The organism is Companilactobacillus baiquanensis, from assembly GCF_003946605.1.
Classification (GTDB): domain Bacteria; phylum Bacillota; class Bacilli; order Lactobacillales; family Lactobacillaceae; genus Companilactobacillus; species Companilactobacillus baiquanensis.
Window position 1 is genome coordinate 217,610 of record NZ_RHOQ01000004.1, and the last position, 20,502, is coordinate 238,111.

Below are 20,502 nucleotides of genomic sequence, written 5' to 3' on the forward strand. Positions count from 1 at the left end.
TCTCCCACACTAATTATTAATTAGAGTCTATCATATTTTCCTTTTTCACTTGATACCTTCATCGTATTTTTTTAGATTATATTTCTGAATAACACGAATAATTTTGGTCGTATAGCCAGGATCGGTCGCATATCCGTCCGTTTGCAGTGCCACGGCTGCTTCTATGTAATCTTTAGAATGAATAACTTGCTGATATTGCTGGGAATTCCAAGTCGTCCCATTAACTAATAATTCAGCATGATCTTTCATCGATTCACGATAATCCGAATAAACTCTAAAACGACCGTTGATAGTTACCCACTGACCATTAGTATATTCTTTAGTTTGTAAAACTTTAGTGTTATCAGGGTTGGTTCCCTTAACGCCAAAATAGTTATTATAGTCTTTTGCTAAGGTACTATTCCCCCAGTCACTTTCCAAAATAGCTTGAGCAATAGTAATACTAGGTAAAACACCATACTCTTTTCCTAGATAAATTGCATACGGTGCGACTTTTTTGACAAAACTATTATGTTCAGTTTCAACTTGTTGTGTTTGAGCTTCTTGTCGATACTCTTGATATCTGTGATATCCAAAAATTCCTGCACCCATTAAAATAACTATCGTCAAAAAAATAATCAGAGGTTGGTTGTATTTAGTTTTACGACGTTTACGCCGGATATAATTTCTTCTTTGCGGCAATCTCTTAAGTCCTTTTTTGTTATTGTTATCATTATAGCCGATAGTTTTGAAAAAATTATGACAAAATAAAATTAAAAGACGGGAGTTCACTATGATGTTAGAAAAAATCAATCAAACTTTATCAACAATAATTGATCCTGATATGCAGATAGATATTGTCAATTTAGGACTAATCTACAATATTGAGGTAACTAAAACAACTTGTATGATTACGATGACCATGCCAACTAGAAGCTGTCAATATGGTGAAAGTATCGTTTCAAAAATAAAAAAAGCCATCGAAGACCTCGACGGCATAACTACTTGTAATATTAATTTAGTTTGGGACCCTATTTGGACTAAAGACAAAATGTCTAAATTAGCTCGTTTGTCTTTGGGTGTGTAAACGATAGTACAAGATCCAGCCTAATAAAGCGACTACCTCAACTAGTGCGCCAAATAAAAATATTGCTTTATAACCAAAACCGGTTGAAATAATAGCAGCACAGATCGGACCAATAACACTTCCCATAGATTGGGCAGATTGATTGAAACTAAAAATACGTCCAAAAATAAAACTAGGAACAGTTTGTACAGTCATAACTTGTAATGCTGGCAAAAGTGCCGCATCTGTAATTCCCACTAGTAATCTAAAAAAGGCTAACTGCCAAATATTTTCAACTAAACTAGTCATTACTAGACATACAATCGCTAAGCTCATAAAGATGATCAGACTCTTTTGAGCCCCAATACGATCCAATATACCACCAACTAAGCCAGCCATTATAATTGTTGCAAGCCCCGGCATTGCCGCGACTAGCCCCGTAGTAATATTAAGATTATATCCAACCGGTAAAAGCTCTTTAACTAATAAACTGATCATTGGTGTGACTGATGCGATTGTTGCTTGAATAGCCAAAAAACTAGTCAATAAGACTGCAAAAAAATCCCAGCCGATTTGTTTCATTTCTGGTTTTAATGGTTTAAGTTCTGATTTAGAAATTGGCGTAAAGTCTTCTTTTACCCACACTAAAGTGGTTAAAAAGACCATTGCCATAACACAACTCGTAACAAAGAAAGCTGCTCGATAACTTGTTATCGCAACCAAAAATCCGCCAATAACTGGACCTACCAAAGTTCCAGTTATGCTTCCAGTAACCAGCTTGCTCATCGCTTTTCCACGAATATTGTCGGGAACACTGGTTGATATAAGTGCATTGGCGTTGTTAATATACCCCGAAAAAACACCTTGCAAGCTTCTAAATAATAATACGTACCACACATTCGGGGCTAGACCTACTAAAAGAATAGTTAATGTCATCATTCCAGAGGCCCGCAAACACATCAGTTTGCGGCCTTTTTGATCAGCCAATTTACCCCATAAGGGAGCCGCTAGTGCTTTAAATAAATATGTTAATGAAAATGCTAGGGCACCATACATATTGCTTTGAGACCGGGTAAATTCCCCCAGTGTATCTATATACAGCACCATAAAAGGTAAAGTTATCGCATTACCCATATCAGTAAGCATACTTCCAAACCACAAAACTCTAAAATTTCTTTTCCAATTCTCCATTAAAACACCCCGCATGAAAAATATTTTAAAATAATTATGTGTATGGATTGTTTTGTTTTTGTAAATTTATGGTTTAGAAAAAAACACGACAATTTTTTGAGCACGAAAAAAGCCGACTCATAAGAGTCGACTTTCAAAACATTATTATAAGTTATTATGCCTTAACAACGTTTGATGCTTGTGGTCCGCGATCGCTATCTTCGATATCGAATGTAACGGCTTGACCTTCTTCCAAAGTCTTGTAACCGTCGCCTTGGATTGCTGAGAAATGTACGAATACATCACTACCATCCTCGCGAGTAATAAAACCATAACCTTTTTCGGCGTTAAACCATTTAACTGTTCCGTGTTCCATCAGACTGTTCCTCCTGATAATTCATATATTTGTGCATTATTTCGTGGTACATCATGGAAGAAAGTCTTCAGAAACCAAAACCATTCGAACCATTAACCATTCAAAAATACAACATTTATAATAACATGGATTTTAGCTCTTTACAATCATTACGGAGCAAACTCCTAAAATAATTCGGATTTTTAAAATTTTACCTGATTATGATAAGGGATAGAATTCTGTGCTCCCTTTTCTTGAACGGTGATTGAAGAAGCCTTATTAGCAAATCTCATTGCACCTTCAATATTGTCCAATTCTTTATGCAATTGGGAAGCTAAGTAACCGATAAACGTATCACCAGCAGCTGTCGTATCGATTGCTTTAACCTTGAAAGCATCAACAAAACCGATACTTCTATCTTCGAGTGAATAAAATGAACCCTTAGAACCAACCGTGATCAAAACGATACCCACGCCCATATCATGCATCTTATCTGCCGCTTGTCTCATTGAATCCAAATCAACAACTTTAACATCAGTAATAGCCTCGGCCTCAGTTTCATTAGGAGCAATAATATCAGTCAGCTTTAATAGTTCTACTGGGATATCCTTTTTAGCTGGAGCTGGATTTAGGATCGTTAGTACATTATTATCTTTAGCGATTTTAAATGCTTTAGTGATGGCAGGAACCGGAACTTCAAATTGGGCGATCAAACAATCGGCCTCACTAATTGTACTAGCCGCTTCATCAATATCATCAGCAGTAATTGTCTGATTAGCACCTCCATATATCAAAATACTATTTTGACCATGTTCGTCTAATAGTATATATGCTTTACCAGTTCCAGCTTCATTATCCATCGTTACGTTATCGATATTAAGACCGTCTTTTTTAAAAGTATCCATCATAAAATCGGCAGCATGATCTTTACCAATCTTAGCTATAAAAGAAGTCTCAGATCCAGCACGAACGGCTGCGATGGCCTGGTTAGCACCTTTACCGCCGCCCGCAATAGAACGGTCATGCATCGCCATAGTTTCGCCGGGTAATGGCAAACGGTCAATATTTAAAATTGTATCAATGTTAATTGATCCTAATACAACTATTTTTTTCATATAAATCCCTCTCAATAATTAAAATACAACGCCGCTTTCTAAAATAATATTAGAATATGGTGTTTCTTCACCGGTACGAATAAATGCTTTCGTGTTTTTAAGATTGCTTTTCATTTTATCATGAGAAATGAACTCAATTTGTGTATCACCAATGATTTTTTTCACAGCAGACAATTGTTCTGGATTTTGTAATTTAATTTCTTCTGCTAAGTATACCTTTTGAATTTCTAATTCGCTTAGAACATTTTCAAGAACCTGTATGAAACTAGGTAACCCCGCCTCTACTGCCAAGTCAATTTTTTCTGTTCCTTCGGGAACGGGCATTCCGGCATCACCTATACTCAAGGTGTCAAAATGACCCATTTGAGAAATAACACGCGAAATATTTGAATTAATGACTCTTGTTTTTTTCATGAAATAATCACCTTTTTCTGTAATCGCTTGCATTGATATTCTAACATCATAATTTTTGATAGTAAATAGGATTTCAGCAATTGGTACGTCCCAATTAACTTAAATATTTATTGCTTGAATTAAGGAATAAAGCTATTCTTATTAGAGACAATATAGATTAAGGATACATTTAAATGAAAAGAACAACAAAGTTAAGCTTCTATTTTATTATATTTATCATTTTCGGACTCATTGGTTATTTTATGCCCCTAACTGGAGATGATCTTAACTGGGGAAGCTATTGGGGAAATAATTATTTTCCACAAGGACACTTTCTCACCTATGATGGGCGTTACCTAGGTGACTTGCTAGTTATCGTTATGACGAAGGTAAAACCAGTAGCATTTGTTGCCTACGGGCTATTCTCTGCATTGATCGTCTTCATGATCCAAAAAATACGCGATCAATTAAATAAGCCGAAATTTATTGGTTTGTTTACCGCTTCGATAATGGCTACTTTTTTAATTATCGCACCTAAGTCTATCTTTAGACAAACATTGGGCTGGCATGCTGGTTTTGCCAACTATGTGCCATCAGTTATTTTCCCATTGTTTCTACTATATTTATTTATTAAAAATTATGATAAAAAAGAAGTTCACTATTATAGAACTATTCTCTTCTTATCATTTTTAGCTTCCGTATTGACGCAGCTCTTTGCTGAACATATGACAATACTTAATTGTTTTATCAGCGTGGTAATCTGGCTGTTCTTTAGAAAACATTTCTATGACGGCGCTAAAAAATTATTTAATTATATTCTATTAGGTAATTTTATCGGAGCCATTTTGATGTTTATAAATGGTGCATATATAAAAATATTAACTGGTTCTGATAGTTATCGTCATGTAACTGGATCAAGTGCTGGCGATACGATAATTGGATATATGAAGCACACATATACACCTAAATTCTTAGTTGTAATTTCTATTGCTACATTGATTTTTATTGGTGCCGTTATCTTCTATACCTACAACTTAAAAGATTTCAAACGTAAAATCGTCAATTATTCATTACTAATTTTTGCTGCCATGTCTGTTTTACCATTTCTCGTGGTTTCACCATTTGGTTCAAGATGTATGTTTGCAAGCTTCATCTTCTCAGCAGCGATAATTGCCATTAATTTCGACTTGATAACAGAACGTTTTGAAAAGATCCTTCTACCGATAATGACAATTATTTTTCTGATTGTTGGAATCAGAATGGACTATTTGGCCCATGATTATGGTCATAGCTTTAATACTTCAATCGATTATACCAACTACCAAAATACCGTGGATCGTGGCACATATTATATGTTGCAGTACCGTGATACTAACTATATTTGGCTACCTGCTCCAGTTGAAAACGATGCGGTTTACAATTCATTATATGTTCGTCACCCTGAACGAAAATTTGTCGCTATTAACTACTGGGATTGGACTGATGCCATGCGTAAGGCTAAAGCAAAAAATCCAAGTCGGGATGATTTAATGAAAGAGTTTGATAAACAAATCAAACATAAAGTTAAATTGATCAATGAAAAAAATAGCAAGTAAAAAAGTCAGCAATTCTTAGATTGCTGGCTTTTTTCTATGCAAAACTTATAACTAATTTTTTATCTAAGGCAGATGCGACTTTACTTAAAGTATCGATACTAGTGTTCTCGCAATTCTCGATCCTAGCCACTGTTGATTGGGGAACTTTAACGCGGGCAGCTAGTTCTGATTGAGTTATCCCAGCTTCTCGTCTAGTTCTTATCACTAAAGTAGCTATATCTAATTTTGCCTTTTCAATCTCAAATGCGACTTTAGATTGTGGATCATAAGCCTGCCTTGCTAGTAGTTGTTCAAATTTTTCCCTTTTTGTACTTACCATATTTATAGTCCCCTTTAGCAATATAAAAACAACGAGTAATTTAAATAGATATATTTTATTATCCCCTTAAACACTATATTGTTAATACTAAATTTAATAAGAAATATTAATGTTATTTGATAATATTGATCAACCGTTTTATGTTATAATCACTGATTGTGGCATAATTTCATTCATTTTAGTGTGTCAATATGATTTACTTTTTAAGTATACATCACATTATATAAACCGTTTTGCCTAATTTTCATAAACTAGCAATAAATATTCAAAAAAAGCAGCAATCCAAAAATTCGGATTACTGCTTTTTACATCTATCTTTTCTTATTTATTAACATCAAAGACATAACTGCTTGAATAAAATGGTATTCGATATGCTCGATAAGCGTATGCCTTAGAAGAAGCGTTCTTCATTGTGATATTAAACACTTCATTACCCTCAGCATCTACCTCAATGATATTACTTTCTTGTCCACCTTTTTTAAATCCAAAGTCGACTAAAGTATTTCCATTAGATTCACGTTCAGCATAACCAATAATGCTTGTAAAGTTGGCTTTACCCAAACTCTTACCATATGACCATGTTTGATCAATTGTCATTTTCTTTGTATTAATGTGATATTCAACGGCTTGAGAATACTTACCAGAAGTCTTCTTATCACCATTAGTTACATCAATATTATTATCATATAAAATTATATCCTCACTATCACCATCATGTTTCAACAAGTATAATCCATGCTGACCACCAGTGATCGTAGTTCCTTGTGTAGGAGTAAGAATTTTACTGCGATACTTTTTAGGCCATGTTGCTTTAGCCTTACCACTATAGATCCAAATTATTTTATTGGTCTTATAATCTAACTTCATGATCATATCTTGATTACGTCCAGATATCATAATACTATTATCTGATTTATCATAATCAACGGCATTTTGATGGAACCAGTCAACCTTCTTATCTGTTCCTGCCTTATAGTCTTTATACATTGAACTAGGTAAGATCTTTTTCAGATCAATAACTTTAACAACTTTACCTGTCTTATGAGAGATCTGTACCATGACATCCTCTTTATACTTAGATCCATCACTAACTGTGGCTAATAAATCATGATTTGGCAATTCCAATAAGTCATGATGAATTACAGTCGTTTCATCTTTAGCATTACCTGAGTCATTGGATTTAGTATTTGAACTAAAACTATATTCTTTATAAATACGTCCTAAAACATCAGTTTCGATCAAATCATTATAAACCGATGAATCAACTTTTTTCTTCGTTAAAATTAACATATGGCCGTTAGAAATTTGTTCGATCGTGTGTTGTGAATAATTAGTTGAATACCATCTAACTTCACCATCAGCATCAACAGCAAACGGTTCTTTTGTCGTTCTATTGATAATAGTTAGTTTATTATCACCAATATCCATCTTAGTTTTATCGTTCTTAGAAACGCTTATTTTGGCGTTTTTAATATACTTAGGAAGTGATCCTGTTTTAATGTTTACCGTTTGAGTTTCCGTTGTACCATCTTTATATTTAACAGTAATTTTCACTGTATTATTATAATTTGAATATAATCCTACTACTGGAACTTGGTGACTCTTGGAGTAACCACCATTAACAGTATTAGTTACACTAGTATCATCACTTTTACCCTCAACTGTATAAGTGATTTTAGCTTCCTTATCTGTATGGAAAATAACCAAGGCACTCAATGGAGATGTCTTATAAGGATTTAATTTAATATACGGATTATCAGTCGTATAAGAGCTATCCTTAACCTTCTCCTGGTATTTTTTAGTAAGCGACTTTTGCGCATTCTCTCGTGTGTTTATTAGTTTAGAGCCAATATTTTTTTTGATTTGTGCAGTAGTCAAAATACCATTACTTGAACTTTCATTAGAACAAGCTACTAAAACTACTGAAAGGCACGCCAAAAAAATGGCTATTATCGGTAATTTTTTCCTCATCTTTTCCTCTTTTATTTTATTTTGATTTTCCAAAACTTATATATACATATTAATAATAAAATATTGGCATATCGTCAACTTTTTGTGAAGATTCTATGAAAAACAAAAAACCGCAATCCGTAGATTGCGATTCTCTAATCCAAGTTCTCTGTAAATATTTGTTGCGATACATCAGTTAAGCATATGAATTCATCTGTTGACACTCTAGCGTAAGGAATCGATCCAGAATAAATCACACGATCTGAATACCAGTATGTTCCTGGTTTCAAAGCTACATTTGATATTTGATCGAAATTATACGTATAAACGGGTGTATTGGAATCCAATTCATCCCGGATAATTTCTGGACGATTTTGATAGAGATAACTGTCCTTACTGCTTAAATATGCTCCAGTTGAAACTTCATAATAGTTTGTTCCATTGATATTTAAGGTACTCCCAACTTTCCAATCGCTCCCGTGCGCTAGTCCATATTTCAAAACATCCCCGGATGAATTATATAGAGTTGCTGACGTTGAACTTGTCACTTCGGCATCATAACCAGGTTGAGTCACAGATTCGGCTTTCGCCACGTTAGTCAGGGAAGAAAAGCTCAAAGTCAGCAAAACTACGAGCATAAATGCTACAATAGTTTTTCTTTTCACTTTTCTCAAGTCCTTCTTTCGTTATCTAACTTAAATATCGAGTTTATTTAACCATGATGTTTAAACAAATACAAAAATAATGCTCATTTTCTGATCTGATATTTTTACTTTGTTGATATAATAGTAATTTGGAGACAAAAAAAAAGACCAAACGACAATCGTCATTCAGCCTTAGTGATGCGGGTAAGAAGATTCGAACTTCCACGGAGAAAACTCTCCACAAGATCCTTAGTCTTGCGCGTCTGCCAGTTCCGCCATACCCGCATGCACTTACTATCTTACACAAAAAATAAATAATTATCAAGATGACATTTTAATATCTTTAATAAATTTCAGTTTGCCATGACATTTGCCACAGACATACCGATTTGTGTCTAATTTTCTCACTCTTTGATATTTTAAATGACAACTAGAACATTCATATAAGTGAATAATTTTATGTGGTTTTTTGCCTGTGGTCAACTTAGGTGCATAACGTAATCCATCAACCTTTTTGAGTAATAATTTAAATTCTTTATTACGATGTTGCGCGGGCAAGCCAGCATTATATAAATGATAGTGACATAATTCATGTTTGATAACTCCGATAAGCTTAGATGTTCCATATATCTGATAGACACGCGGATTAATATCAATATGGCGGTCTTTTAAATGGAATCGTCCGCCAGTTGTTTTTAATCTTTTATTGAAGTTTGCTTGATGAATAAAAGGCTTCCCAAAATATTCTTGGGAAACCTTTTTTACTAGTTCAGTTAATTCTTGATCGTTCATTACATTTCTGTCAACTTTTGAATTTGTTTAGAAAACTTATCCATATCTTCATCTTGTTGTTTTTCAGCTTCATTAAAGAGTGTGCGATCAACTTTTTTATCGTCGCCAATACTTTGTGTCATCTTGGCACAGCCATCAACATAGTCCTTAAAAGCAGCCACAAGAGAAATATGTGTACCCATAAAACGAGCTGGTGCTTTACCTTTTTGAAGTTTAGCTAATAAATCTTGATAAGTTTTTGTTCCTTTAGCAAAGTCTCTTTTAATGCGTGCATATTCAACATCATCAATTCTGTCAACGATATCACGGTCCAAATGCTTACGTAAAGTTTCAAACTCAGGATTTAAAGTATCTTGTTGTTCATCGATCGTTTGAACTGTCTTATTAATTAAATTACTATATTGTACTGCCTTTTTTTGTGCTGCATTCATAAATAATACCTCTATTTTTCTTCAGTATAAGTATCTTTTTCAATGGTAAAACGTGGTCGTTGTTTAACTTCACTAAATATTTTGCCTACATATTCACCGATCACACTAATACAAATCAACTGTACTCCACCTAATGCCCAGATGGAAACCATCATTGACGACCAGCCAGATACAACATGACCATTACTCTTTTGAACCAATGTATAGATCAACAGGAAAATACTGATTAAAACAATAAAGAATCCTAATCCCATAATCATTTTAATCGGCACGATAGAAAAAGAAGTAATTCCATCAATTGCAAATTTCAACATCTTTCTCAAAGGGTATTTTGACTCTCCAGCAAACCGTTCTTTTCTAGCATAATATACCTTTGCTGTTTTCAGACCGACCAATGGGACTATCCCTCTTAAAAAGAGATTTGTTTCATGATAACTCAACAGTATCTCACAGGCACGCTGACTCATTAGACGAAAATCAGCTGAATCAGGTACTAATTTCACTCCCAAAAATCCCATTATCTTATAAAAAGTTTCGGCGGTATTTCGTTTAAAGGCTGTATCCGTATCACGATTATTTCTAACTCCATAGACTACTTCTGCACCTTTAAGATATTCATCTACCATTTTAGGGATCGCATTAACATCATCTTGCAAATCGGCATCAATTGTAACTATTGCATCAGAATCTCTTGAAGCAGTCGTTACACCAGCCAATAATGCTCCTTGGTGACCAAAATTACGACTTAATTTAACACCTGTTACAAATTTATTTTCAACTGTAAATTGGTCGATCAACTGCCAAGTCTTATCATGACTGCCATCGTCAACGTAAACTATTTTACTGGTGGAGGCAATCTTTTCATCATCGATAAGTCCTTGAAGAATCTGGCTCAATTCTCTAGTTGTTTCATGTAAAACTTCTTCTTCATTATAACAAGGTACAACAATGCTTAATTTAAACACTTAGGTTTCTTCCCCCACTTCAAATTTATCCAATTACATAAACTGTACAATCCAACTCCAGAAATGATTGCCCAAATTGGCGTAAATTCAATTCGATAACGACCTTGAACTTCAATCAATAATTGTACAGCCACATATGCCATAAATGGTAATAGTAATAAGAATATATTCTTATTATAACTAATTTTGAATAATCGCAAAGAACCGACCCAGCCAAATATGACCAGTAAAACTGTTCCCAAATAACTAATTAAATTAACAAATCCAATAACTTTTTGCGAATGGTTTTGCTGCATATTAGCAAAGTCGATAGCAGAAGAGCGATTAGCCCACATGATCGCAAGTTTATCCCAAAATAAAGGAATCCACTTATTATTATCATTTAAATATTTGATTTCTTCATGAATAACCTTGTATTCTTGTTTGCTGACTTTTTTACGACTTTGCGTCATATCAATTGAATCGACAACATTTTGATCATAAATTCCTTTAGTATTGTAATCTAATCCCGTTACAAATTTCCATTCGGAATCTCGATTAGAAATACCATATTCATTTAAGCCACTAGATTTAATAGCCATACCAACAGCACTAAAAATTGCCAAATAAATAATAAACGTTGTAGCTAATTTCAATATGTTATGGAGATTGATTTTTTTATCATAAAACTTATACACAAGTGCAAAAACAATTATTCCGGCAATTGCCACTGGTCCAATTGGTCTAATAATATTTCCCATTGCCAAAGTTAATCCAGCCAGCATATATTGCCAATATTTGTCATGCATCAACAAGTAAAAGGTAACTAAGAATAATAATGTTCCTAAATATGAATTATTATTTTGTGGACTCATGGCAAACCAATCTAAATCGATCATCAATAACAAGACTGATAATCTTGCAATTTTGACATTATCAAATACTTTCATTGCCAGTTTATAAATCACAAGTAACGTTAATGTTTGGTATACCACATTTAAAACTTGCAACACTAAAACATGAGCTCCAAAGAGTTTGATAACTCCCATTACATAGACCAAATATCCTGTTTGATAGGCCCATTTAGCAAAGTAGTCATTATCATTTTTATAAATTGCTCTTCCTTGCAATGCATCTTGTGACTTTCCCCAAAATGTAGCAAAATCACTCAATTGTTCATTAGGTGTGAATTTGAGCCAAAACAGCCCCACAAGAAAGAATAATGCTAACAATGTTATTAAAACGATCCGGTTAGTTTTTCGATCATCTTTTAGTTTAATCAAAAGGTACCCTGCCAAGATGACCGCGACTAAAGCACAAAGAAGAACCAGTACACTTAATACTGGTTCTTCAGCAATGTGAAACGTGCTGTAAAATATACTCATTTGAATGAGCACTATCGACATGAGCAACGCAACACAGATTAAAATAAATTTACTAATTACATTTTGAAATTTGTCAAACATATTTCTTATTACAATCCCTTAATAAGTTTAGACGGTTGCTTGACTATGAAGTTGCACATAGTCAGTTAGCTTAGTTAAACAACCTTCAATATCCTCAATACTTGCAGCATAACTAAGTCTCAAATAACCTTCCCCACCAACTCCGAAGAAACTGCCAGGTAAAATTGCTAAGCATTCCTCATCGAGGATATCATTAGCTAATTGTACATCATCTTGGTTAAGATTTTCAGGGATTTTGGCAAATAAGTAAAAGGCACCATCAGGAACTGGGCAATTAAAACCAATCTTTTTAAGACCGGCATATAAGACGTCTCTTCTCTCTTGATACTTTTTACGCATGGCAATTGGATCATCTAGTCCATTTGAGTATGCTTCAAGAGCTGCTTGTTGCGAGATAGAACTGATAGAAGTAGTTGCCAGTTCATGTATCTTATTAATTTGGGCAATAATATTTTTGGGACCGCAGACAATTCCAAAACGCCAACCTGTCATAGCATGAGATTTGGATAAACCATTCAATAGAATAGTTTGGTCAGGTAATAGTTTAGGGAATGATACATGCTTGCCGTTATAAACCAATTCGCTATATATTTCATCAGACAAGACAAAGACATCGTAGTCTTTTAAAACATCGGCTAATGCTCGTAATTCATCTTCCGTATAACTAACTCCAGTAGGATTACTTGGATAATTAAACATGAAGATCTTAATTCTCTTATGTTCTTCTAACAATTGTCTTAAATCTTCTGGTAAAACTTTAAAATTGCTTTCAGATGTATCTAAATAGATCGGCGTAGCCTTATTGAATTTTGCATCTGGACCATAAATAGTAAATGAAGGAGATGGAATCAATACTTCATCCCCCGGCTGCAAAATTGCATTGAATGCTGAGAAAACACCTTCTGTAACCCCACCAGTAGTCAAAATCTGACTTTCAGGGTCATAGTCTAGATCATATTTTTTGTTTAAATACTTCGATACAGCTTTTAGAACCTGATGATTACCTTCTGGAACAGTATAATGCGTTTCGTTATTATTAATGGCTTTAATAGCCGCTTCTTTAATATGTTCTGGTGTAGGAAAATTAGGTTCTCCTATCGTCATATTGATTACGTGATCCATTGATTTAGCTCTTGCATTGAAAGCAAAAATGGCTTGTTGCTTCATGGCAACAACTTCTGGTTTCATTAATGAAATTGGATCTTTTTTCAAAATCGACACCTCTTCTAAAAGTTAAATAATTATTTCACAATTACATTTTATCATATTTACGATTACTTTTTTACAAAAAAGGACACTCCAAAAGGAATGTCCTAAATTTTAAATATCAAATACCGTATAAGGCTGACGACGTTTATGAGCCGTTTTCTTATACCAATTTTCAATTATTTCTGCACTTTTATCTGAAATTTCTTTGCCTTCCAAATAGTTATCAATATCTGTATATGACACTCCAAGTGCCTTTTCGTCAGGAAGACTTGGTCGATCTTCTTCAAGATCAGCTGTTGGTGTTTTTTCATAAAGATTCTTTGGGGCATTCAATTTTTCAAGCAATGAACGTCCTTGTCTTTTATCCAAACGGAATAACGGCGTTACATCGGCAGCACCATCTCCAAATTTAGTATAAAAACCAGTAATATTTTCTGCGGCATGGTCAGTTCCTACTACAACACCACTATTATCACCAGCAATAGCAAATTGTGCGATCATTCTAGCTCTAGCTTTAATATTTCCCTTGTTAAAATCTGAAATATTCATACCATTTGCTTCGACCGCTTTAACCATTGCATCAACGCTGTCTTTAATATTAACTCTAACGACTTTATCAGCCTGCATCCATTCAATGGCCTGCATAGCATCTGATTCATCAGCTTGTTCGCCATAAGGCAGTCTAACGGCAATGAACTCATAGTTTTCTTTAGTCTCTTGTCTCAATTCAGTAATAGCAATTTCTGACAAACGACCAGCCAATGTAGAATCTTGACCACCAGAAATACCTAAAACTAAAGTTTTCAGTCCTTTATTTTTGAGTAGATAGTTTTTTAGGAAATCAACTGAACGGCGGATCTCTTCATCAACATCAATTACAGGCTTAGTCTTCTCATATTCAATTATCTCTTTTTGCAATGGTCTCATTGCTTATTCACCTACTTTGATATTGTTTATATCATTACGTACTTTTTCGATATATCTCATCTTATGACTATATAATTTTGAAGAAAGATCAACTGGGTAAATTTGTGGATTTAAAATACGCTTGTATTCATCCCAAAGTGAACCCAAGTTACTTGCACGATAATTACGAATCTCTTGAACTGTTGGCAGATCATAAACTAATTTTCCATTAGTATAAATATCTTGCAACAACGGAATAGCTTGAAAATCTTCGACAGTCTTATTGATATAAGTATATTGTGAATTAAACATATAAATAGAATTATGCTCACGAGGATCTTCATCAAAGAGACTAATATAATCTCCTTCTGACTTGTTGTTTTCTTTATTATTAGTAATTCTCCAAACTTGTTTTTTACCAGGTGTGGAAATCTTGCTAGCATTATTAGATAGTTTCAAAGTATCCATCATATTGCCGCGTTCATCTTCGATACTAACCATTTTATAAACAGCACCTAAAGCTGGTTGGTCAAAGGCAGTAATATTTTTAGTACCGATACCCCAAACATCAATTTTAGCGTGTTGCATCTTCAAATTTAGGATCGTCTTTTCATCTAAGTCATTTGAGGCGTAGATTTTAGCATCGGTAAATCCTGCTTCATCTAATTCCTCACGAACACGCTTAGATATATAAGCCATATCTCCAGAATCAATACGGACACCTTGAAAGTTGATCTTGTCGCCAAATTCTTTAGCAACTTTGATGGCACTAGGAACACCACTCTTTAAAGTATCAAATGTATCAACTAGAAAAACACAGTCGCGGTGTGTTTCAGCATATGCTTTGAAAGCTTCATATTCATTACGATATGTTTGGACAAGTGCGTGGGCATGAGTTCCAGAAATAGGAATACCAAATAATTTTCCAGCTAACACATTACTAGTAGCGTCAAAGCCACCAATATATGAAGCACGGCTACCCCAAAGAGCGGCGTCAACTTCTTGGGCACGACGTGAACCAAATTCCAAAACAGGATCATCTTCACAAACACTCTTAATTCTTGCTGACTTAGTAGCAATTAGAGTTTGGAAGTTAATAATATTTAAAACAGCTGTTTCAATAAGTTGGCATTGTGCCAATGGACCTTCAACTTGGAAAATCGGTTCTTCATTGAAGATGATATCTCCTTCTAGAGCTGATCTTATCGTACAGCTGAAAGTAAAGTCCTTTAACCAAGCTAAAAATCCTTCGTCAAATTCGCCATACTCTCTTAAGTATTCAATATCGGAATCTTCAAATTTAAGATTCTCCAAATAATCCACAACATGCTCTAAACCTGCAAAAATAGCAAATCCATTATCAAACGGTAACTTTCTAAAGTAACATTCAAAAACTGCATTCCGATTATGTAATCCCTTTTTCCAATAGGTATACATCATATTTAGTTCATAGTAATCAGTATGCAATGTCAAATGTTCATCTTGATATTTAGTCATCATATCTCCTCGTTGATGAAATTATAGTATTCATTTTACCACGACTATTTATTAAAGGTTAATATAACCTTTATTCACGGCATTTGCCAAATTGTCAATTGAGTAGTTATCTCTAACCAACTGATAAAGTGCCAATCCCTTTTGATTCAAGTTGTCTTCTTTCCAACTAAGGTAGGCATCATTAAGAGCAATTAATAATTGTTCTTCATTCTCAGAATCAACTAGCCAGCCTGTATCTTGATTGATCAATTTATCAGTAGCTCCTACATTTGTAGCAATAACTGGACGTCCGTAAACTGCTGATTCCAAATAAACTGTTGGCAAACTTTCTGATTTAGAAGTTAAAATCGAAACATCACAACCTTCATAGTAGTCACCTGTGTTCTCTTTAAATCCAACAAATTCTACTTTGTCAGAAATACCTAAGTCACGTGATAACTTACGTAATCGATCCATCAAAGGACCATCGCCAACTAAAGTTAAATGATAATTAAATTTAACCTTACTAAGAGCATTCAATAGTAGTTCATGATTTTTAACTTCTACCAAACGAGCTATCTCTAGCAGACTGAAGATCGAATGTTTCTTCGGTAGTGGTTGCTCATCTTTAAAATCAATTGCATTAAACACTTCTAAAGTTTTATCCGAATTGATCCCGATCGATTCAAAATAAGATAATAAGTTAGGATTAATGTAAAATAACAAATCAGCACGCTTTAGGGCATGTAGATTTAGATTAAGCATAACTTTACCTTTAAGACCAGAAAAATCGATCCTAGGGTCAGAATGGACAGTAATGACCCATTTGGCTTTAACTTTTTTGTAGATCAATGACATAATAAAGTTTGCTCTTGGTCCATGTGTATGAACGATGTCTACGTGATTATTTTCGATATAAGCTACTAATGGTTTAAGAATCGACAGATCAAATCGCTGTTTTTGAGGCATAACAGCGACATTTAGTCCATTTTCACGCGCCATTTTAGCCACGGGACCTTCTTCAAAAGTTAAAAGACTAGTTTTTGTCTTGATCAACTCTTGTCCCTTCATTAGATTAACAATATAGGTTCTTGCTCCACCGTCTTCGTTGCCGGCATTTAAATGTAAAACCCTCATCAAGACACCTCTCAAATTAATTTCTCGTGTATAATAATAGCATGAAGTACACCAACTGAGAACTTTTTAACAAAGTAATACCGCAAAAAGGAGAACTAAATGCGCAAAAACAGAATAGATATTCTTGGAACTAAATTTGATAACTTCACCGAGAAACAATTTCATAAATATTTAATTGATGATTTAGACGTTAAAAGCAATCGTTTTATCGTAACTCCAAACCCTGAAATAGTGCTCTTCGCACGTGATAATCCTAAATTCTCTGAAATCGTTAATGATGCTGATTATGTGATTCCAGATGGGATCGGAATTATTAAGGGAGCTAATACATTAGGTACACCAATGCACGGCAGGATCACTGGTTTTGACACGTTAATGTTTCTGATGAAAACAGCCAATAAACGTGGATCAAAAATTTATTTACTAGGATCAAAACCTAATGTCATTGAAGCCAGCGCTAAAAGAATCAAAACTGAATTCAAAGATATTAAATTAGTTGGGTATCATGATGGCTATTTTAAGGACGAACAAGCAATCGTTGATGATATTGTTGCTAAAAAACCAGATATTATTTTTGTAGCGTTAGGTTCACCAAAACAGGAATACTTTATTAATAATTATAAAAAGTTAAACCCTGCTGTTTGGATCGGCGTTGGTGGAAGTTTCGACGTTTTCTCTGGCACCAAAAAACGTGCACCAAAAATCATTCAAAAGTCAGGTATGGAATGGTTTTACCGATTGGTTAAAGAACCTTCAAGAATCGGTCGTATGATGGCAATACCTAAGTATATGAAGTTAATCAAAAAAGAACGTAAAAATAAAGAGAACTAAAAAAGCTTTAAGTAGGTAATTTTATCTACTTAAAGCTTTTTTTAGTCCTCAACATCAATCGTATAAGGATCTTCATTAGTTCTGATCAATAAACGTGCATTAAACATTGCATATGCCAATATTGAAACAAAATAAATACTTACAGATGGTGCTTCAATAACGTGACCTGTTAAGAGTGCCATACCATAGCCAAGAGCTACACTGGCAACTAACATTGACCACTTAAAGGACCACATATACTTGAATTTTCTAAAGAATGTACCGATCAAATAGATCAAACTATATATTAACGGTGCCAAATAGACGATAGCGCCTAAATATCCAAATTGGAACAAGATATCAATGTAATCCATCTCGACCAACTTAGCATCTTTAACTTTTTTAAAGTTAGTAGCATAACCCATACCAAAAATCTTTTGAGCTATATTAGCTTTGGAAAAGTTATGAGCGGCATTTTCAAAGTAAATTGTACGACCACTTAGTAAGTATGAAACGGTTTTGTTTGTTTCAACATATTTCTTCTGATCTTTATCTAGACCTTTTTTCGTTTTAGCTTGTTTCTTCTTATAATGGATCATTTCCGTATGCAATTCGGCCGTTCTAGAAACTGCCATTGCTGGATAGGAAACTGCTATTCCACCAATAGTCAACGCCAAAAGGACAATAATTCCAGTCATCAACTTCTTGTTGCGTGATCTAAACCATTGAACTATTGCCACTAGTAAGGCAAAACTAGTTCCTGCAACAATCGATAAGAATGAACCCTTTGTCCCGATCAATAGAACGGAATAAATTGCTAAAACGATTGAAATCCAGTAATAAATTCTTGTACCGGTATTTAATTTCTTTAGTGCGTACCAAATCATAATTGGGAAAGAAATTGAAACAATGGCACTTAACTCATTAGCAGCGAAAAACCAGCCGCTTTCACCTAGTTTGTAATACGAGTATGAACTGAAACTTGTATTAGTAAAGTGAGCAATAAGCATGATCAAACTAATAATATTTATTGCATAGAAAACTACTTTTGGAAAGAAACGATTAATAATTCTGTCTTCAGCCAATTCTTCAAAAGCATATAAATAAGCTAATAACATCACTGGATAATAAAAACTCTTAGCAAGCGTAGTTATTTCAAGCGATGGTACAAACAAGGTCTTTGTCTTATAGTTAACGGCTAAACTTATTACTGCCATCAAAGTAAGCAAAACAAAATAACCGATAATGAAGAAACCTTTTTTGTTGTTACGATTTAATATTAGATAAACCAATATATAAAATGCTGTTAACACCATAACGATCATTCTGATAAAAATACCAAATGTCACGTCCATGTGCATTCTCAGCATTCCCCCAGTAAGTGCATCTAAAAGGGGTTGAAAAATAATATATAGCATCAAGAAAATACTATATTTCTTTATAAAGCTTTGCATAATTAACTCCCAGCTGAATATTTAAAAACGTTAGTTATATAGTAACCCAATTCCTTAACTAAAAAAATAATTGAAGCTACCTTTCCAGATAAAATTCAAATCGATCTCCTGCATACTGTGAACGTACATATTCAAAAGGTCTTCCATCATCTAGAGTAGTTATTTGTCTTAGTCTTAAAATTGCTGAACCGCGTTTTACATTCAATAATGTTGCGATTTTTTCTGAAGCAAGCATTGCAGATACTGTTTGGCTGGCACTTCCTAATTTAAGACCAGCCTTATCTTCTAATGCCTTGTATAGAGAAGAAGTTATATCATTCTTGTCCAAATTATCAACAATTTTGATTGGAATGGTAGTTACCTCAAAACAAATAGGTTGTTTATCTGCATAACGGATACGTTCCATTCTTAGGATCTGTTCTCCGTCAGATAATTGTAATTTTTCAATTTCACTCATTGAAGGGTCAGCTGTGTGATATGAAACAGTTTTACTAGATGGCTTCTTGCCTTGACCCTCAGTTATCTCTGTAAAACTAGTTGTTCCAGACATTTTCTCTTGAACTTTACTGCTGGCAACATAAGTACCTGATCCAACTTGTCTTTGCAATATCCCTTCATCTACAAGCGTTTGAATAGCCTGTCGTAATGTCATTCTACTAACACTAAAATCTTCAGCTAGTTGTCTTTCTGAGGGAATACGTTCACCGACAGTCCACTTGCCTAGTTCAATTTCTTTTCTAATGCGGTTATGTATTTGAATATAAACTGGTACCTTCATGGTAAACTCTCCTTCTCACGATGGACTTTAATTCATTATACAGTAAAATTGGTCTAGATTAAAAAAAGGACCGATATAATCGGTCCTTTTTAGGTATTGGGTTAGCTGGATTCGAACCAGCGCATGATGGAGTCAAAGTCCATTGCCTTACCGCTTGGCTATAACCCAATAAATGGAGGGGAGTGGATTCGAACCACCGAACCCGAAGGAGCGGATTTACAGTCCGCCGCGTTTAGCCAGACTTCGCTACCCCTCCGTGTCATTACTCGACTTAATAATATTACCGAAAATATGTACTTATTTCAAGTAGTGTTATGACTTTTTTTAATCTATTTTTTTCAAATATGTTTTTTACATTTAACTGTAAAAACTGCAATTATCTTTTTTAAACGCGTTGTTAAACACAGCTTTTTTTGTTTAACTACAAACGGCTCGCACCTGCTTGTTCTATACTTTACTGTTTTACTTTTATTTCCTTTGCTTTTTTTAAACGCGTTGTTAAACACAGCTTTT

The 20,502-nt window shown here is 34.2% G+C and carries 21 protein-coding genes and 3 tRNA genes; 3 read left to right on the forward strand and 21 right to left on the reverse strand.

All coding sequences use genetic code 11. From position 1 onward, the window contains the following. Nucleotides 1-45: 45 nt before the first annotated feature. Nucleotides 46-681: a glycoside hydrolase family 73 protein gene (locus tag EKM77_RS08235; protein WP_225425211.1), complete on the reverse strand. Its 636-nt coding sequence runs from the start codon at nucleotides 679-681 to the stop codon at nucleotides 46-48. A 91-nt stretch (nucleotides 682-772) separates the two neighbouring features. On the opposite strand from EKM77_RS08235, the gene EKM77_RS08240 reads away from it, so the two are divergent. Continuing rightward, nucleotides 773-1,066, forward strand: a complete 294-nt coding sequence (locus EKM77_RS08240) for a metal-sulfur cluster assembly factor (protein WP_125593574.1) — start codon at nucleotides 773-775, stop codon at nucleotides 1,064-1,066. Here the strand turns inward: EKM77_RS08240 and EKM77_RS08245 are convergent. From EKM77_RS08245 to rbsD, 4 genes are all read right to left on the reverse strand, one after another. Next, the gene (locus tag EKM77_RS08245; RefSeq protein WP_164507746.1) at nucleotides 1,040-2,236 is read right to left on the reverse strand and encodes an MFS transporter; all 1,197 of its coding nucleotides are present in this window, start codon (nucleotides 2,234-2,236) and stop codon (nucleotides 1,040-1,042) included. The two genes, EKM77_RS08240 and EKM77_RS08245, sit on opposite strands and share 27 nt — an antisense overlap. A gap of 154 nt (nucleotides 2,237-2,390) precedes the next feature. Continuing rightward, nucleotides 2,391-2,591 carry a cold-shock protein gene (locus EKM77_RS08250; RefSeq protein ID WP_025023073.1) on the reverse strand — a complete coding sequence of 67 codons (201 nt, stop codon included), beginning with the start codon at nucleotides 2,589-2,591 and terminating at the stop codon, nucleotides 2,391-2,393. A 182-nt stretch (nucleotides 2,592-2,773) separates the two neighbouring features. After that, nucleotides 2,774-3,685: a ribokinase gene (gene rbsK, locus EKM77_RS08255; protein ID WP_125593576.1), complete on the reverse strand. Its 912-nt coding sequence runs from the start codon at nucleotides 3,683-3,685 to the stop codon at nucleotides 2,774-2,776. An 18-nt stretch (nucleotides 3,686-3,703) separates the two neighbouring features. Continuing rightward, entirely contained in the window at nucleotides 3,704-4,099 is a 396-nt protein-coding gene (gene rbsD / locus EKM77_RS08260) for a D-ribose pyranase (RefSeq protein WP_125593603.1), read from the reverse strand. A gap of 173 nt (nucleotides 4,100-4,272) precedes the next feature. Between rbsD and EKM77_RS08265 the strand changes: the two genes are divergently transcribed. Next, entirely contained in the window at nucleotides 4,273-5,673 is a 1,401-nt protein-coding gene (locus EKM77_RS08265; protein ID WP_125593577.1) for a DUF6056 family protein, read from the forward strand. A 34-nt stretch (nucleotides 5,674-5,707) separates the two neighbouring features. Here EKM77_RS08265 and EKM77_RS08270 read toward each other — a convergent pair whose 3' ends face one another. The 12 genes from EKM77_RS08270 to EKM77_RS08325 all read right to left on the reverse strand — a co-directional run bounded on the left by EKM77_RS08270 (nucleotide 5,708) and on the right by EKM77_RS08325 (nucleotide 16,947). Further along, nucleotides 5,708-5,992 (reverse strand): helix-turn-helix domain-containing protein, encoded by a 285-nt coding sequence (locus EKM77_RS08270; RefSeq protein WP_125593578.1) that lies wholly within the window; start codon nucleotides 5,990-5,992, stop codon nucleotides 5,708-5,710. A gap of 321 nt (nucleotides 5,993-6,313) precedes the next feature. Further along, nucleotides 6,314-7,963: an aryl-sulfate sulfotransferase gene (locus EKM77_RS08275; protein ID WP_125593579.1), complete on the reverse strand. Its 1,650-nt coding sequence runs from the start codon at nucleotides 7,961-7,963 to the stop codon at nucleotides 6,314-6,316. A 134-nt stretch (nucleotides 7,964-8,097) separates the two neighbouring features. Continuing rightward, on the reverse strand, nucleotides 8,098-8,607 hold the full coding sequence (locus EKM77_RS08280) for an SLAP domain-containing protein (protein ID WP_125593580.1): 510 nt from the start codon (nucleotides 8,605-8,607) through the stop codon (nucleotides 8,098-8,100). 178 nt (nucleotides 8,608-8,785) lie between these two features. Then, nucleotides 8,786-8,871 (reverse strand) — tRNA-Leu (locus EKM77_RS08285). A gap of 36 nt (nucleotides 8,872-8,907) precedes the next feature. Beyond that, nucleotides 8,908-9,378 carry a SprT family protein gene (locus tag EKM77_RS08290; protein ID WP_125593581.1) on the reverse strand — a complete coding sequence of 157 codons (471 nt, stop codon included), beginning with the start codon at nucleotides 9,376-9,378 and terminating at the stop codon, nucleotides 8,908-8,910. After that, nucleotides 9,378-9,809, reverse strand: coding sequence for a hypothetical protein (locus EKM77_RS08295; protein WP_125593582.1), 432 nt, complete (start codon nucleotides 9,807-9,809; stop codon nucleotides 9,378-9,380). Before EKM77_RS08295 ends, EKM77_RS08290 begins: the two co-directional genes overlap by 1 nt. A gap of 11 nt (nucleotides 9,810-9,820) precedes the next feature. Next, nucleotides 9,821-10,774 carry a glycosyltransferase family 2 protein gene (locus EKM77_RS08300; RefSeq protein WP_125593583.1) on the reverse strand — a complete coding sequence of 318 codons (954 nt, stop codon included), beginning with the start codon at nucleotides 10,772-10,774 and terminating at the stop codon, nucleotides 9,821-9,823. Further along, nucleotides 10,762-12,036 (reverse strand): ArnT family glycosyltransferase, encoded by a 1,275-nt coding sequence (locus EKM77_RS08305; protein WP_225425212.1) that lies wholly within the window; start codon nucleotides 12,034-12,036, stop codon nucleotides 10,762-10,764. Before EKM77_RS08305 ends, EKM77_RS08300 begins: the two co-directional genes overlap by 13 nt. A gap of 210 nt (nucleotides 12,037-12,246) precedes the next feature. Continuing rightward, entirely contained in the window at nucleotides 12,247-13,431 is a 1,185-nt protein-coding gene (locus EKM77_RS08310; protein WP_125593585.1) for an aminotransferase class I/II-fold pyridoxal phosphate-dependent enzyme, read from the reverse strand. Nucleotides 13,432-13,539: 108 nt separating this feature from the next. Next, nucleotides 13,540-14,355, reverse strand: coding sequence for an ammonia-dependent NAD(+) synthetase (gene nadE / locus EKM77_RS08315; RefSeq protein ID WP_125593586.1), 816 nt, complete (start codon nucleotides 14,353-14,355; stop codon nucleotides 13,540-13,542). A 3-nt stretch (nucleotides 14,356-14,358) separates the two neighbouring features. Then, nucleotides 14,359-15,834, reverse strand: coding sequence for a nicotinate phosphoribosyltransferase (locus EKM77_RS08320; RefSeq protein WP_125593587.1), 1,476 nt, complete (start codon nucleotides 15,832-15,834; stop codon nucleotides 14,359-14,361). Nucleotides 15,835-15,882: 48 nt separating this feature from the next. Beyond that, on the reverse strand, nucleotides 15,883-16,947 hold the full coding sequence (locus EKM77_RS08325; protein WP_125593588.1) for a glycosyltransferase: 1,065 nt from the start codon (nucleotides 16,945-16,947) through the stop codon (nucleotides 15,883-15,885). Between the two features lie 99 nt (nucleotides 16,948-17,046). On the opposite strand from EKM77_RS08325, the gene EKM77_RS08330 reads away from it, so the two are divergent. Next, the gene (locus tag EKM77_RS08330) at nucleotides 17,047-17,778 is read left to right on the forward strand and encodes a WecB/TagA/CpsF family glycosyltransferase (RefSeq protein WP_125593589.1); all 732 of its coding nucleotides are present in this window, start codon (nucleotides 17,047-17,049) and stop codon (nucleotides 17,776-17,778) included. 41 nt (nucleotides 17,779-17,819) lie between these two features. Here the strand turns inward: EKM77_RS08330 and EKM77_RS08335 are convergent, their stop codons facing one another. From EKM77_RS08335 to EKM77_RS08350, 4 genes are all read right to left on the reverse strand, one after another. Continuing rightward, nucleotides 17,820-19,211 carry an O-antigen ligase family protein gene (locus EKM77_RS08335; protein ID WP_125593590.1) on the reverse strand — a complete coding sequence of 464 codons (1,392 nt, stop codon included), beginning with the start codon at nucleotides 19,209-19,211 and terminating at the stop codon, nucleotides 17,820-17,822. A 76-nt stretch (nucleotides 19,212-19,287) separates the two neighbouring features. After that, entirely contained in the window at nucleotides 19,288-19,989 is a 702-nt protein-coding gene (locus EKM77_RS08340) for a GntR family transcriptional regulator (RefSeq protein ID WP_125593591.1), read from the reverse strand. Nucleotides 19,990-20,085: 96 nt separating this feature from the next. Further along, a tRNA-Gln gene (locus EKM77_RS08345) sits at nucleotides 20,086-20,157 on the reverse strand. 5 nt (nucleotides 20,158-20,162) lie between these two features. Continuing rightward, a tRNA-Tyr gene (locus EKM77_RS08350) sits at nucleotides 20,163-20,245 on the reverse strand. Nucleotides 20,246-20,502: the final 257 nt, after the last annotated feature.